This window comes from Streptomyces sp. NPDC054765, assembly GCF_053612065.1.
The window spans coordinates 35,132-49,613 of sequence record NZ_JBSHBP010000039.1; the positions used below are offsets into that span (position 1 = coordinate 35,132).

Genomic DNA, 14,482 nt, shown 5'->3' on the forward strand with positions numbered 1-14,482 from the left:
GTGGAGATGCCGGTCCCGCGGCGTGTGCGGACGGCTACGGTCCTCGGCCGGCACCGGGACCGCAGCCGGCGCTCCGTCAGCTCTCGGCAGGCCCTGCGACCCGTAGGGCCAGGTCGTTGTCGAGCGTGTAATACGGGCCGATCCTGAGCTCTCCCGCGTCGGCGGGCACCGGCAGTGCGGGGTAGCTGAAGACCTGCTTCTTGTCGGCGACATCGTCCAGGAGGCGGGCGATGCGCACTGGCCGGGCACCCTCCGCGGGGCGCAGCCACAGGTCCCATGGCTCGCTGCCGTGCTCCCACCGGGCGGCCAGCTCCTCGTAGGGCAGCGTGAAGGTGAACTCCGCGCCCTCGACGGTCAGCGGGACGGTGACCGTGGCCACCACGGCGTCCGAGCCGGCCGGGGCGCGGCGCACGCGGGCCTCGGCACAGGCGCCGGGGCCCGGTGCGGCGCCGTAGATCCGGCCGGCGACGGTCACGCCGTCGGACGCGACAAGGAGGTCACCGGCTTCGGCGTGCGGGCCGCGCAGCCAGCTGCGCAGCGCGAGATTGCCGAACTTGGTCGCGTACGGGATACGCACACCGAGCCGGCCGATGCCCGCCAGCGGCCGGCGGTCCACCAGCGACCGCAGGTCGTTGACGCCCGGCAGCAGGCGCCGCGGGTCCCGGCCGTCGCCGAAATCGGCGTAGGCGTTCCAGCGGCCCTCGGCGAGGGCGACGGTGCTGGGCAGTACGGCGCGCAGCCGCCCGGCGCCGTTCGGCCCGAGCGGCAGCCGTACCTCGTCATCGGCTCCGTCGCCGCCGCGCAGTCGCAGCACCAGCGCCGCGCTCCAGGCGGTGTGGGTGTCCTGAGGGGCGTTCAGGTCGAAGGTGAGGCCGCCCGCGGAATCCGCGATGCAGTCGGCCTTCAGCTCCACCGGTGCCGCCTCGTCGCCCGGCTCCCCCGGCCGCCCGGGGCCGTCGGGTCCCGTGCTCGCCGGAACCATGGGTTCCTGATCGATGGCAGAGGACTCCTTCGTCTCGTGTCCGGTCGCGGTCAACTGACTCGACGCCGTCATACCGTCCGCACCCCTCTCAGCGCGGCGCGGGCCGCATCCTTGGTGGCGTATGCGCCGCCGAGCAGGGCTCCCCGGGCGCGATGCAGGCTGCCGTGCAGCCGGTTGTCCCGCCGGCAGGCGAGCAGTTCCCCGAAGAGCGCCTCATAGCGCCCGGCGACTGCGGCGGGGTCGAAGCGGGCCGACGAGGCCAGCGCGGCCGCGCCCATCCGCTTGCGGGCGGCATCGTCGTTGATCAGCGCGAGCAGCGAGCCGGCCAGTGCCTCCGGATTGCCGACCGGCACCAGCGTGCCGTCCACCCCGTCGTCGATGATCTCGCCGGGGCCGTGCGGGCAGTTCGTGGCGACGACCGGCAGCCCGCAGCGCATGGCCTCGACGATGGTCATCCCGAAGGACTCCAGGCTGGAGGAGACCGCCGCGATCGAGCCCTTGGCCCACTCGGGCTCCAGGGGGTTGGCGGGGCCCATCAGGAAGACGTGGTTGTACAGGCCGAGTTCATGGATCAGTGCGCGCAGAGCGGCCTTCTCGGTGCCGCCGCCGTAGATCCGCAGCCGCCAGTCGGGGCGCTCGGCGACGACCTGGGCAAAGGCGCGGATGAGGACGTCATAGCGCTTGACGCGGGCGAGCCGGCCGGCCGCGACGACCCACTTGCCGCTGCCGTCGGCGGGCGCAAGCGCGGACGCCGGCACGCTGTTGGGCACCGCCTCGACACGCACACCGGGCAGCCGCAGGGTCCGGCGGTAGGCGCGGGCGTCGGCCTCGGTGACGGTGGTGACCGCGTCGAGGCGCGGATAGGCGCTGCGCAGGGCCAGCTTGAGCGCCCGGCTGTGGGTGTCCAGGGTCAGATGCTCCTGGCCTATCCGGACCGGGCCGCGGCGCGCCTGCTTGGCGATGTGCACATTGAGTCCGGGACGGGTGCCGACCACCACGTCCGTCTCCGTCCGGCGCAGATGCTGGGCGATCCGGCGGTCGGTCAGCTCGCTGTACTGGCCGAAACGGCCCTCGGCGGCGGGAAATATCCTGGCGGGCCGGGCGTGCGCGGGGTCCGCGCCCTCATAGCCGGGGCCGTTCTCCCTGATGTCCACGAGATGCCGCAGCGCGACGCGCGGGCCAAGGTCGAAGACCGGGTCGTCGCGGTGGCGCAGCACGGACACGATCTCGACGTCGTGGTGCTCGGCGAGCGTACGCGCAAGGTTGAACGTCGTCCTGATCGTCCCCCCGATGCCGTAGGCATTGTGTATCAGGAATGAGATGTGCATCCGTCCCCGTGTCCCCTGGTCTTCCGGTCGTTCAGGTCTCCCCGTGGACACGTCGCACCCCCCTCCCGATGGTGCGACGCATCCCCTGCTACACCTGAGGACCGCGAAAACGGGTTCCTGGTTGGGTCTTTCGCCAAGTTGTTCCGTAAAAGTTAGGTCATCGGTAGTCGTGACACGGAACCTCATGGCACCAAATCCCCTCCGCGTCCGGCGGGTTACCAGGCCTTCCGGCGGGCCACGGCCCGGATCCTCCTACGGAACCTTCAGCCGGGTGCCGACCGACAGCCGGTCCGGGCTCTGTCCGACGGCAGTCCGGTTGGCCTCGTAGAGCGCCTGCCAGCCGCCCTTCACGCGGTACTTGCGGGCGATCTTGCCGAGCGTCTCCCCCTGCCGTACGGCATGGGTCCGGCTGTCGCCGGTCAGCCCGTAGCGCCGGGCGCACTCGGGCCAGGCGCCCCAGCCCTGGGTCGCCTGCACCCGCTTCGCGATCTCGATCTGCTCGTCGCGGGTGGCGAGATCGGCCCGCCGCGCAAAGGCGAGGCCGCCGTACGCCTCCCAGGTGGGCTGCCAGAACTGCAGCCCGCCGTAGAAGGTGTTGCCGGTGTTGATGTGCCAGTCACCACTGCTCTCGCAGTGGGCGAGGCAGCCCCAGGGCCACTGGTCGCCCGCGCAGGCGTGCGAGGTCTTGCCGCCGGCACCGCCGCCGTCGTCCGGCCCGTCGGCGGCGGCGGCGCCGGGCAGGCACAGAACCAGGGCAGCGGCCGCCGCGGTGAGCAGCCCGACGGATCCCACGAAGCGCCGTGGCGCCGAAGAGTTGTCCGACATAGCCGGTGACGGTAAGCAGCCGTCCGGCGCCGACCAGCGCGCCACGCCCTCGACCCCCCGCCCCCACCCGGTCCGGTGTACGGAACGCCGCCGACTGCATCAAGTTCTGCGCAAGAGTTGGCGTTATGTGACCACTTCTCTGGTGGCTTTCCGCGGTTTTCCGCTGTGCGCCGATTGGTTCGATTCTGTTCCCGTCCTCGCGTGACTCCTGCCGCAGGTCACCCGTTGTCCTTGTACGAGCCGGGAGACCACCCGGCAGACGCACAGAGATCGAGGAGCCACCCGTGCCGCGCATGCTCGACGTCAGCGACGACGTTCGCGCCGAGATCGGCGACGAAGAAGCCGACCGCCTGCTGGCCGGTGGCGACGCCCCCGGCAGCTACGACTGCACCTCCTGCCGGACCCCCGGGGACAGCGAACAGGAGCGCACCAGCACCGTCCTGTTCGTGGGCGAGGAGACCGCGGTGCTCGCGTTCGCCCACGCCACCTGCATCCCCTCGCAGGTCGTCCCGGTGTCGGAGGAGCAGCTCCAGGGAGCCGTGCGCTCCATCACCGGAGAGGACGCCGCCCCCCTCACACCCGGACCGGAGCCCTCCCCGGCCGCTCCGGTCCCCACCGCCCCGCGTCAGGCGACCCTCGGGATCACCTGCGGTCTGGTGCTGATCGAGGGCGATCTGCGCCCGGCCCTGGTGGTCGAGCCGGACGGCCCGATCGCCCGTCCCGGCTCGGCCGGTCCGGACGACGACTTCCTTCCGCTGCTCCTGGAGCAGGGCTTCCACCCCGTGACGGACATGAACCAGCTCCCCGGCCCGAACCCGGGCTGGTCAGCGCTGCTGGCCATGGGCAAGCTGCACGCCGTCCTGCAGCCGGGCAACATCGGCCAGCAGGCCGCCTGGTGGCAGGCCCACCAGCCGCTGGCCGTCTCCGACGGCTGGCGTGCCGCGGCCAACAAGGCGCAGTCGGTGGTGATGTACGCGGCGCCCACCGGCTCGATCGGCCACCAGCCCCGCGAGGACCTGATGCGGCAGGCGCTGGAGGACGCGGCGGCGAAGGGCGCCCTGGTCGCCGCGGAGATGCCGCTGGCCGGCACCTGACCGCCCCTCGGCACCCGATCGCGGGGGCAGGACCGCCATTCCGGACGGTCCTGCCCCCGCGATCAGCCATTTCCGCAGGAAAGCCGCATCCCGCGGCCATCGAGGTCGTTGGCACATACGTGCACGCATACGACCCCTCCTCCCGCGCCCGCTACACCCATCCGATCCCCGGCATGCGCCCGTCCCACGAACACGGGACGACGTACACCACGGACCATGGTTCGGCCACGCCGATCTATGACGCGCTGTACGCCGAGTACCGCCGCTCCTTCCGGGCCCTGCCCGGGGACCGTACCGACGAGCCGGAGACCTCGCAGGCGCTGCACGGGGGCGGGGGCTGGAGCCGTACGCCGGCGTCCGCGGGCCACTGGGAGGTCGTGAGCCGGCAGCCGTACCCCCCACGGGGGCATGTCCCGGCGGCCCTGCCGCCGGCCCAGCGGGACACCCGGCCGCACGGACACTGAACGGTCCGTACGGCCCGGGAGCCGCCGCTACTTCTTCTTGCTGCGCTTCTCGCGCACCCGCACGGAGATGTGGATCGGCGTCCCGTCGAAGCTGAACTCCTCGCGCAGCCGCCGCTCGACGAAGCGACGGTAGCCCGCCTCCAGGAAGCCGGAGGCGAAGAGGACAAAGCGCGGCGGCTTGGTGCCCGCCTGGGTGCCGAAGAGGATGCGGGGCTGCTTGCCGCCGCGGATCGGGTGCGGGTGGGAGGCGACGATCTCACCGAGGAAGGCGTTCAGCCGCCCGGTGGGGATACGGGTCTCCCAGCCGGCCAGCGCGGTCTCGATCGCCGGGACCAGCTTTTCCATGTGCCGGCCGGTGCGCGCGGAGACGTTCACCCGCATCGCCCACGGGATCTGCACGAGGTCCCGCTCGATCTCCCGCTCCAGGTAGAAGCGGCGCTCCTCGTCGAGGGTGTCCCACTTGTTGTAGGCGATGACCAGGGCGCGTCCGGCCTCCACGGCCATCGTGATGATGCGCTGGTCCTGGACGCTGATGGACTCGGAAGCGTCGATCAGGACGACCGCGACCTCGGCCTTCTCGACGGCCGCCGCGGTGCGCAGCGAGGCGTAGTAGTCGGCGCCTTCCTGGAGGTGCACCCGGCGGCGGATACCGGCGGTGTCCACGAACTTCCAGGTCTTGCCGCCCAGGTCGATCATCTCGTCGACCGGGTCGCGGGTGGTGCCGGCCATCTCGTTGACGACCACCCGCTCCTCGCCGGCGACCTTGTTCAGCAGCGACGACTTGCCGACGTTCGGGCGGCCGATCAGCGCGATCCGGCGGGGGCCGCCGAGGGCGGTGCCGAAGGTCTGCGCGGGGGCCTCGGGCAGCGCGTCCAGCGCGGCGTCGAGCATGTCTCCGGTGCCCCGGCCGTGCAGTGCGGAGACCGGGTACGGCTCGCCGAGGCCCAGCGACCACAGCATGGCGGCGTCGGCCTCGCCCGACGGGCCGTCGACCTTGTTGGCGACCAGGACCACGGGCTTGCCGGCCCGGCGCAGCAGCTTGACCACGGCCTCGTCGGTGTCGGTCGCGCCGACCTTGGCGTCGACGACGAAGACGACCGCGTCCGCGGCCTCGATGGCGAACTCGGCCTGCAGCGCCACGGAGGCGTCGATGCCGAGGACGTCCTGCTCCCAGCCGCCGGTGTCGACGACCTTGAAGCGGCGGCCGTTCCAGTCGGCCTCGTAGGTGACCCGGTCGCGGGTGACGCCCGGCTTGTCCTCGACGACCGCTTCACGGCGGCCGATGATGCGGTTCACCAGCGTCGACTTGCCGACATTGGGGCGGCCGATGACGGCGAGGACGGGCAGTGGGCCGTGGCCGGCCGCGGCGATGTCGCCCTCGACCTCCTCGAGGTCGAAGCCCTCCTCCGCGGCGAGCTCCATGAACTCCGCGTACTCGGCGTCGCCAAGCGCACCGTGCTCGTCGCCGGTAGGGATCTGGTCGTTCATGAAGTCCGTTCCTCGTTCATCATCGTGATCGGTGGGCCGCTCGTCCGCGGCCCACTACTCAAGTCTTGGTCAGCGCCCGGTCAGGCGCCTGGCCTCTGCCAGGTGGGCGGTCAGCCGCTCCTGGATCCGTACGGTCGCCTCGTCGAGCGCCTTACGGGTGCGCCGCCCGCCCTGGCCCGCCCGTCGCCCGCCATCGCCCTCGGCCGAGCTTCGCGCCCCTTCCTGGGCCGCGAAGGCGTCACCGAAGACGACATCGACGCGGGAGCGCAACGGGGGCACGGCCGGCGTCAGCCGGCTGTGGCGCTCCGTGCTGCCGAGCACCGCCACCGGCACGACCGGGGCACCGGAGCGCACCGCGAAGTACGCCAGGCCCGCCCGCAGGGAGGCGAAGTCGCCCTCGCCGCGGGTGCCTTCCGGGAAGATCCCCAGCACGCCGCCCTGCTCCAGCACCCCGAGGGCGTCGATAATCGCCTTGCGGTCGACGGTGTCGCGGTCCACCTTCAGCTGCCCGATGCCCCGCAGGAACGGGTCCAGCGGGCCGACGAAGGCTTCCTTCTTGATCAGGAAGTGCACCGGCCGCGGCGCGGTGCCCATCAGCATCGGGCCGTCGATGCCGTGCGAGTGGTTGACGGCGAGGATCACCGGACCGGCCGACGGCACCCGCCAGGCGCCCAGCACCCGCGGCCGCCACAGCCCGTACATCAGGCCGATGCCGATCCGCCGGCCGACCGCGGCGCCCGCCTCGGTCGGGGCCCCGCCGCTGTCGGTCACCGGGCGGCCCGCCCCGCCTTTTCGGCGCCGGCGCCCTCGATGAGGGTGACGACACACTCGATGACCTGCTCCAGCGTCAGCTCGGTGGTGTCCACCTCGACGGCGTCGTCCGCCTTGGCCAGCGGGGAGGTCTTCCGGCCGGAGTCGGCGGCGTCCCGCTTGATCAGCGCCTCGCGGGTGGCGGCCAGGTCGGCCGCCTGCTGGGGGTCCTTGCCCGTGAGCTCGCCGCTGCGACGGGCCGCCCGCGCCTCGGGCGAGGCGGTGAGGAAGACCTTGAGGTCGGCGTCGGGCAGGACCGTGATGCCGATGTCCCGGCCCTCGACGACGATGCCGCGCGGCGCCTCGGCGGCGATGCTGCGCTGGAGATCGGTGATCAGGGTCCGCACCTCGGGGACGGCGCTGACGGCGCTGACCGCGGCGGTGACCTCCTGGGTGCGGATCGGGCCCGCGGCGTCCAGGCCGTCGACCGTGATGGTCGGTGCGGCCGGGTCGGTGCCGGAGACGATCACCGGCTTGCCGCACGCGTCGGCCACCGCGGTCGCGTCATTGACGTCGATGCCGTTGGTCAGCATCCACCACGTGATCGCGCGGTACTGGGCGCCGGTGTCGAGGTAGCCGAGGCCCAGCTTGGCGGCCACGGCCTTGGACGTGCTGGACTTGCCCGTGCCTGCGGGGCCGTCAATGGCGACAATCACTGCTGCCGGGGCGGTCCGGGCGGCGGTTTCCACGGTGACGAACACCTTTCTTGTACACGGGGCGGGGGTCCAAGGGCCATAAGGGCCTCGGACAAGGTTACTGGCTCACCCGCACCGCACCGTCCACGGTGTCACTGCCGGATGGACCAGCCCTGCTCGCGCAGCTCCGCGGTCAGCACCGGCACGGCCTGCGGCTCGACCATGAGCTGGATGAAGCCGGCCTGCTGGCCGGTGGCGTGCTCGATGCGGACGTCCTCGATATTGACCCCGGCCCGGCCGGCGTCGGCGAAGATCCGGGCCAGCTCACCGGGCTGGTCGCCGATGTGGACGGCGACGATCTCGTAGGCGGCCGGGGCGGCACCGTGCTTGCCGGGCACCCGGTCCCGGCCCGCGTTGCCGCGGCGGAGCACGTCCTCGATGCCGCCGGCGCCGCCGCCGCGCTTCTCCTCGTCGGCGGACTCCAGGGCGCGCAGGGACCGTACGGTCTCGTCCAGGTCGGCGGCGATCTCGCCCAGCACATCGGCGACCGGGCCCGGATTGGCGGAGAGGATGTCGATCCACATCGCGGGATCGGAGGCCGCGATCCGCGTCACATCCCGGATGCCCTGGCCGCAGAGGCGTACGGCGGTCTCGTCGGCGCCCTTGAGGCGGGCCGCGACGAGGCTGGAGACCAGCTGCGGGGTGTGCGAGACCAGGGCGACGGCGCGGTCGTGCGCATCCGCTTCCATCACCACCGGGACGGCCCGGCACAGCGCGACCAGCTCCAGGGCGAGGTTGAGCACCTCGGTGTCGCCGTCGCGGGTCGGGGTGAGCACCCAGGGCCGGCCCTCGAAGAGGTCGGCGGTGGCGGCCAGCGGGCCGGAGCGCTCCTTGCCGGCCATCGGATGGGTGCCGAGGTAGGCGGACAGCTCGCAGCCCCTCGCCTCCAGCTCACGGCGCGGGCCGCCCTTGACGCTGGCGACGTCGATGTAGGCACGGGCCACCCCGCGCCGGATGGCATCGGCCAGCGCCCCGGCGACATGGGCCGGCGGCACGGCCACGATGGCCAGATCGACCGGACCCGCGGGCGGCTCGGCCATGCCGGCGCCGAGCGCGGCGGCCGTCAGGGCCTGGGCCTGGTCATGGTCCTCCAGGAAGACCTGGACGCCGCGCGCCTGGAGCGCCAGCGCGGCCGAGGTACCGATCAGGCCCGTTCCGATGACGAGTGCGGTCCTCACTGCGCGATGTCCTTTCGCAGCGCCCCGGCCGCCCCGAGGTAGACATGGGCGATCCCGGCCTTGGACAGCCCGGTCTCGACATGGGCGAGCACCCGCACCACGCGCTCCATGGCGCCGTCGACGGCCAGCTCCTGGGCGCAGATCAGCGGGACGTCCGTGATGCCCAGGGCGCGGGCGGCGGCGGCCGGGAAGTCGCTGTGCAGATCGGGGGTGGCGGTGAACCACACGCTGATCAGGTCGTCCGCGCGGAGGCCGTTGCGCTCCAGGAGGGCGGTGAGCAGCTCGCCGACCTGCTCCTGCATGTGCTGCGCGTCGTCCCGCTCCAGCTGGACGGCCCCGCGGACCGCTCGTACCGCCACGTCACTGCTCCCCTGCGTTCTGCGTTCTGCGTTCTGCGCCGCTCACGCATCCGTGCGCGCACTGATCAGCGTAACCAGCCGCACCGGCAATCCGTACGCGGCGGCCGGGCGGCGGGACGCCTGCGACGCGCAGGCCGGCCGGGGCGGCCGTGGCGCGCGGCAACCGGTAGCCCACCGACAGTGACCAAGACGCCGGACGGTCCGCGTTCCGCGTCCAAAAACCGGTGACGGCTGAGGCGCAGGAAAAACCACCCCTTAACGTCATGGTGACGTCAAGGGGTGGTGCGGCGGTACGGAGGTACCGCAAAGCATCTCCCTGCCGTGCGCCCCCGCCGCAGAGCCCGGAGGTCCTAGAGCTCGACCTCACGCATCAGCATGCCGACCTCGGTGTTGGTCATCCGGCGCAGCCAGCCCGACTTCTGGTCGCCCAGCGCGATCGGGCCGAAGCTCGTACGGACGAGCTTGTCGACCGGGAAGCCGGCCTCGGACAGCATCCGGCGCACGATGTGCTTACGGCCCTCGTGGAGCGTGACCTCGACGAGGTAGTTCTTGCCGGTGTTCTCGACGACCCGGAAGTGGTCGGCGCGGGCGTAGCCGTCCTCCAGCTGGATGCCGTCCTTGAGCTGCTTGCCCAGGTCGCGCGGCAGGGGGCCCTGGATCGCGGCCAGATAGGTCTTCTTGACGCCATAGCGCGGGTGCGTCAGACGGTGGGCCAGCTCGCCGTGGTTGGTGAGCAGGATGATGCCCTCGGTCTCGGTGTCCAGCCGGCCCACGTGGAACAGCCGCGTCTCGCGGTTGGTGACGTAGTCGCCCAGGCACTGGCGGCCGTCCGGGTCCTCCATCGTGGAGACCACACCGGCCGGCTTGTTCAGCGCGAAGAAGAGGTACGACTGGGTGGCGACCGTCAGGCCGTCGACCTTGATCTCGTCCTTCTCCGGGTCGACCCGGACGCCCTGCTCCGTGACGATCTGGCCGTTGACCTCGACCCGCGCCTGGTCGATCAGCTCCTCGCAGGCCCGCCGCGAGCCCATACCAGCCCTGGCCAGCACCTTCTGCAGGCGCTCGCCCTCCTGGTCGCCGAACGTCTTGGGCGTCTTGACCTGCGGCTTGCTGTGGCGGGCGCGGTTGCGCTCCTCCACCTGGGCGTCGTACTCACGGGGCCGCGCGGGCGCCTGGCCGCGGCCGCGCTGCGGGCCGCCCTTGGCACCGGGGCGGGCCCCCTTGGACGCCGCGCCGGTACGCGGGCCGCCCTTGGCACCGCCACGGGCCGCCGCGCCCCGGCTGCCGCTGCTCTTGGCGCCGCCGCTCTTGGCACCGCCGCGCTCGTCCTTGCGGTCCGAGGAGCCCCCGGGACCGCCGGATCCGCCCACGTCGTAGCGGCGCTCCTCGGGACGGGGACGGCCCGCGCGCTGCTTGTCGTCCCTCTTCCCCCCGGCGTTCGGCCGCGGGGTGCCCCCACCGGTGCCGCGGTGGTCGCCCCGGCCGCTGTCCCTGTTGTTCCTGCCGCTGCTTCGCATCAATGATCCGTCTGAGAGTCGCCGCTGTCGTCTACGTCGAACGACGGGATACCTTCCGGGGAGTCGCCCTCGACCGCTTCCGCCTCCGGGAGGAACGGTGCGAGCTCAGGGAGCTCGTCCAGGCCGCGCAGGCCCATCCGCTCCAGAAAGTAGTTCGTCGTCCTGTACAGGATCGCACCTGTTTCAGGTTCCGTCCCCGCCTCCTCCACCAGGCCGCGCTGGAGGAGCGTGCGCATCACACCGTCACAGTTCACGCCGCGTACGGCCGAGACACGGGAACGGCTGACCGGCTGACGGTACGCGACCACGGCCAGAGTCTCCAATGCGGCCTGGGTGAGCCGGGCCTGCTGGCCGTCCAGGACGAAGCTCTCCACCGCGTCCGCGTAGGCGGCACGGGAGTAGAAACGCCAGCCGCCGGCCACCAGCCGCAGATCGAAACCGCGCCCCTGACGGGCGTAGTCGTCGGACAGCTCGCGCAGCGCCAGCGCGACCGCGCGGCGGGGCCGCTCCAGCACCCTGGCGAGGTGCTCCTCGGTCGCGGGCTCGTCGACGACCATGAGGACCGCCTCCAGCGCCGGCTTGAGCGCCAGCCCGGCGACGCCCAGCGCCCCGGCCGGTGCCCCGGACCGCTCCCCCAAGACACCGTCCGCACCGGTCCGGGTGAGGTCGTACGCCCCGCCGTCGGCCACGCCGCTCATGCCCGCTCCTCCGCCATACGCACTTCCTGCTCCGCGTAATCTTCCTGCTCCGCGTGCTCTTCCTGCCCCGCGTGCGCTTTCCGCTCCGGGTGCGCTTCCCGCTCCGCCCCGGCGGCACGCTGCCCCGGTTCCTGGTCGAACTCGTCCGTGACCACCGGCTCGGCCCCCTCCGCGCCCGTCCAGCGGACCCTCAGCGCCCCCAGGGCCTCCTCCTGCTCCAGGACGACCACCCGCTCCCGGTAGAGCTCCAGCAGGGCCAGGAAGCGCGCCACGACGGTGAGGGTGTCCGGTGCGTCCGCACACAGCTCCTGGAAGCTGCTCTCGCCGGCCTCCCGCAGCCGCGCCATCACCACCTCGGCCTGCTCCCGCACACTCACCAGCGGCGCATGGATGTGGTCCACGTAGATCTGCGGCCGGGCCTTGGGCTGCATCGCCTTGACCGCGAGCTCGGCGAAGCCGTCGGCACCCGTGCTGATGACGACTTCGGGCAGCAGCTCGGCGAGGTGCGGCTCCAGCCCGACCGTACGGGGAAAGCGCCGGGCCTCGTCCGCCAGCCGGCCGCTGAAGATGTCCGCGATCCGTTTGTAGGCGCGGTACTGCAGCAGCCGGGCGAAGAGCAGATCGCGGGCCTCCAGGAGCGCGAGGTCCGCCTCGTCCTCCACCTCGGCCGCGGGCAGCAGCCGGGCCGCCTTGAGGTCCAGCAGCGTCGCGGCGACGACCAGGAACTCCGTGGTCTGGTCCAGATCCCAGTCCGGCCCCATGGCCCGGATGTGCGCCATGAACTCGTCGGTCACCTTCGACAGCGCGACCTCGGTGACGTCCAGCTTGTGCTTGGAGATCAGCTGCAGAAGGAGATCGAAGGGCCCCTCGAAGTTGTCGAGCCGCAGGGTGAACCTGCCGTCGCCCGCCTCGGGGGACGTCCGGCCGGGCGCGGCGGCGGCCGGCGCCTCGGGCTCATACGGCGCCCCGGACTCGTCCGGTGCCGCAGGCGCATCCGGTGCCACCGGCCCCGCGTCCGCCCCGCGCCCCAGAGGTCTACGGGCGCGGGGCGCGGGGGCATCGTCGTTGGTCGTCGGCATCGCGGTCCATGGTGCTGCGGTCCCGTGCCGGGGGCGACGGGCTGGTCACGGGCGGGAGACCCCGCCGAGGAGGCAGGCTATCCCGCGGCGCCCGCGCCATGGCCGACCCGACGCGGCCGGTCCCGCGCGCCGTGACGTTTCCGCACCGTGCCGGCCGCCCTGCGTCGTCTCCGCCATCGCGGCGGGCAGCCATGACACCGGCGCACGACGTACCGCATCGGCCGCGCCCGCCCCCGGCAGGCGTCGGGCGTCAGCGCCCCCGCAGCCGCCGCACCAGGATGCTGGCGTCGCCGCGCGACTCCAGGTCGGCGAGCACGACGGCGACCGCCTCGCGGACGATCCGGCCGCGGTCGACGGCGAGCCCGTGCTCGCCGCGCAGCACCAGCCGCGCATGTTCGAGGTCCATGAGCTCCTCGGCGGAGACATAGACGGTGATCTTCTCGTCGTGCCGCTCCCGGCCGCTGGGGCGGCGGTTGGCACCGCGGGAGCCACCACGCCGGCGGCCCTGGCCACCGGCCTGCGCGGCCGCGGCGGCCGCGTCCGGACCGGCCTGGCCCGCCTGGCCCCGGTGGCCCTTGGCGGTTTCGGCGTCCGCCTCGCGGCCGCTGTGCTCGGCCGGGGGCCCGACGGCGGGTACCCGGGGCGGCGTGGCCGGTCCGCCGTCACCGGCCGTCGCTGCCGGGGTGTCCGAGCTGCCGGCCCCGGGCCGTCTCTGCCGCACCGCGGCGGCCGTCTCCGGCCCGTCCGCCGCCGGATCGGGCTCGCCGGCCGGCGCCGGCACCCGGGGCGCCTCGCCGTTGGCCGGTGAGCCGTTCGCCGGACGGCGGGGGCTGGAGGGCTGGAGCCCCCCTCCCCCGGTGGTACGGAACAGTTCGTCGGCTCCCGGCAGACTCACTCGGCGTGACACCGGGCGAGCACCTCCCTGGCGAGCTGGCGATAGGCGGCGGCGCCGACGGAGTTGGAGGCGTACGTGGTGATCGGCTCGCCCGCGACGGTGGTCTCGGGGAAGCGGACCGTACGGCCGATGACGGTGTGGTAAACGTGATCGTCGAAGGCCTCGACGACCCGCGCCAGGACCTCACGGCTGTGCACGGTGCGGGAGTCGTACATCGTCGCCAGGATGCCGTCCAGCTCCAGCTCGGGGTTGAGCCGTTCCTGGACCTTCTCGATCGTCTCGGTGAGCAGCGCGACACCACGCAGCGCGAAGAACTCGCACTCCAGCGGCACGATGACCTTGTGAGCCGCCGTCAGGGCGTTGACGGTGAGCAGACCGAGGGAGGGCTGGCAGTCGATGACGATGTAGTCGTAGTCGGCCAGCAGCGGCTTCAGGGCACGCTGCAGGGTCGACTCGCGCGCGACCTCGCTGACCAACTGCACCTCTGCCGCTGACAAATCGATATTGCTGGGCAGCAGGTCCATGTTGGGGACCGCGGTCTTCAGGAGCACCTCGTCGGCCGACATGCCCCGCTCCATGAGCAGGTTGTAGACCGTCAGGTCGAGCTCCATCGGGTTGACGCCGAGTCCGACCGACAGCGCGCCCTGCGGGTCGAAGTCGACGAGCAGCACCCGTCGCCCGTATTCGGCAAGTGCGGCACCCAGGTTGATGGTCGAGGTGGTCTTGCCGACCCCGCCCTTCTGGTTGCACATGGCGATGATTTTGGCGGGGCCGTGGTCGGACAGCGGTCCCGGGATGGGGAAGTAGGGAAGCGGGCGTCCGGTCGGGCCGACGCGTTCCCGGCGCTGGCGTGCGGCGTCCGGCGCGAGCGTCGCGGCGTATTCCGGGTCCGGCTCGTACTCCGCGTCCGGATCGTAGAAGTGCCCCTGGGGCAGGTCGTCGTAGTCGGCGAGACGGGCGGGTTCTCCACTGCCCCGGTCGCCGGCCATGGCGTTCACGTGATGGCCGTCCATGCTCTGGTGGGCTGTCGTGGAAATGCTCTGGTGGGCTGCGAAGGTATGGACCGCGAC

At 72.6% G+C, this 14,482-nt stretch carries 15 protein-coding genes; 2 read left to right on the forward strand and 13 right to left on the reverse strand.

What is annotated here, in order from left to right; genetic code table 11:
* Positions 1-76: 76 nt before the first annotated feature.
* The 3 genes from ACWGJY_RS23585 to ACWGJY_RS23595 all read right to left on the reverse strand — a co-directional run bounded on the left by ACWGJY_RS23585 (position 77) and on the right by ACWGJY_RS23595 (position 3,135).
* Entirely contained in the window at positions 77-1,054 is a 978-nt protein-coding gene (locus ACWGJY_RS23585) for a hypothetical protein (RefSeq protein WP_453262812.1), read from the reverse strand.
* Positions 1,051-2,310 (reverse strand): glycosyltransferase family 4 protein, encoded by a 1,260-nt coding sequence (locus ACWGJY_RS23590; RefSeq protein WP_453262813.1) that lies wholly within the window; start codon positions 2,308-2,310, stop codon positions 1,051-1,053. The genes ACWGJY_RS23585 and ACWGJY_RS23590 overlap by 4 nt, the downstream gene beginning before the upstream one ends.
* Before the next feature lie 252 nt (positions 2,311-2,562).
* The gene (locus tag ACWGJY_RS23595; RefSeq protein ID WP_453262814.1) at positions 2,563-3,135 is read right to left on the reverse strand and encodes a transglycosylase family protein; all 573 of its coding nucleotides are present in this window, start codon (positions 3,133-3,135) and stop codon (positions 2,563-2,565) included.
* Positions 3,136-3,419: 284 nt separating this feature from the next.
* Here ACWGJY_RS23595 and ACWGJY_RS23600 point away from each other — a divergent pair, with 284 nt between their 5' ends.
* Entirely contained in the window at positions 3,420-4,229 is an 810-nt protein-coding gene (locus tag ACWGJY_RS23600; RefSeq protein WP_453262815.1) for a hypothetical protein, read from the forward strand.
* A 119-nt stretch (positions 4,230-4,348) separates the two neighbouring features.
* Positions 4,349-4,693, forward strand: coding sequence for a hypothetical protein (locus ACWGJY_RS23605; protein WP_453262816.1), 345 nt, complete (start codon positions 4,349-4,351; stop codon positions 4,691-4,693).
* Positions 4,694-4,720: 27 nt separating this feature from the next.
* Here the strand turns inward: ACWGJY_RS23605 and der are convergent, their stop codons facing one another.
* The 10 genes from der to ACWGJY_RS23655 form a co-directional block, all read right to left on the reverse strand.
* On the reverse strand, positions 4,721-6,181 hold the full coding sequence (der, locus tag ACWGJY_RS23610; protein WP_453262817.1) for a ribosome biogenesis GTPase Der: 1,461 nt from the start codon (positions 6,179-6,181) through the stop codon (positions 4,721-4,723).
* Between the two features lie 69 nt (positions 6,182-6,250).
* Entirely contained in the window at positions 6,251-6,952 is a 702-nt protein-coding gene (locus ACWGJY_RS23615) for a lysophospholipid acyltransferase family protein (RefSeq protein ID WP_453262818.1), read from the reverse strand.
* Positions 6,949-7,692, reverse strand: coding sequence for a (d)CMP kinase (gene cmk / locus ACWGJY_RS23620; protein WP_453262819.1), 744 nt, complete (start codon positions 7,690-7,692; stop codon positions 6,949-6,951). The genes ACWGJY_RS23615 and cmk overlap by 4 nt, the downstream gene beginning before the upstream one ends.
* Before the next feature lie 86 nt (positions 7,693-7,778).
* A complete protein-coding gene (locus ACWGJY_RS23625; RefSeq protein WP_453262820.1) occupies positions 7,779-8,864 on the reverse strand; it encodes a prephenate dehydrogenase in 1,086 nt (361 codons plus the stop codon).
* Positions 8,861-9,223 (reverse strand): chorismate mutase, encoded by a 363-nt coding sequence (gene aroH / locus ACWGJY_RS23630; RefSeq protein ID WP_453262821.1) that lies wholly within the window; start codon positions 9,221-9,223, stop codon positions 8,861-8,863. The genes ACWGJY_RS23625 and aroH overlap by 4 nt, the downstream gene beginning before the upstream one ends.
* Before the next feature lie 350 nt (positions 9,224-9,573).
* Complete coding sequence (locus ACWGJY_RS23635; RefSeq protein ID WP_453262822.1) at positions 9,574-10,740, reverse strand: pseudouridine synthase; 1,167 nt, start codon at positions 10,738-10,740, stop codon at positions 9,574-9,576.
* Positions 10,740-11,438 carry an SMC-Scp complex subunit ScpB gene (scpB, locus tag ACWGJY_RS23640; protein WP_453262823.1) on the reverse strand — a complete coding sequence of 233 codons (699 nt, stop codon included), beginning with the start codon at positions 11,436-11,438 and terminating at the stop codon, positions 10,740-10,742. Before scpB ends, ACWGJY_RS23635 begins: the two co-directional genes overlap by 1 nt.
* Positions 11,435-12,517, reverse strand: a complete 1,083-nt coding sequence (locus ACWGJY_RS23645; protein WP_453262824.1) for a segregation and condensation protein A — start codon at positions 12,515-12,517, stop codon at positions 11,435-11,437. Before ACWGJY_RS23645 ends, scpB begins: the two co-directional genes overlap by 4 nt.
* Before the next feature lie 250 nt (positions 12,518-12,767).
* Entirely contained in the window at positions 12,768-13,424 is a 657-nt protein-coding gene (locus ACWGJY_RS23650; RefSeq protein ID WP_453262825.1) for a hypothetical protein, read from the reverse strand.
* Positions 13,409-14,425 carry a ParA family protein gene (locus ACWGJY_RS23655; protein WP_030078562.1) on the reverse strand — a complete coding sequence of 339 codons (1,017 nt, stop codon included), beginning with the start codon at positions 14,423-14,425 and terminating at the stop codon, positions 13,409-13,411. The genes ACWGJY_RS23650 and ACWGJY_RS23655 overlap by 16 nt, the downstream gene beginning before the upstream one ends.
* Between the last annotated feature and the right edge of the window lie 57 nt (positions 14,426-14,482).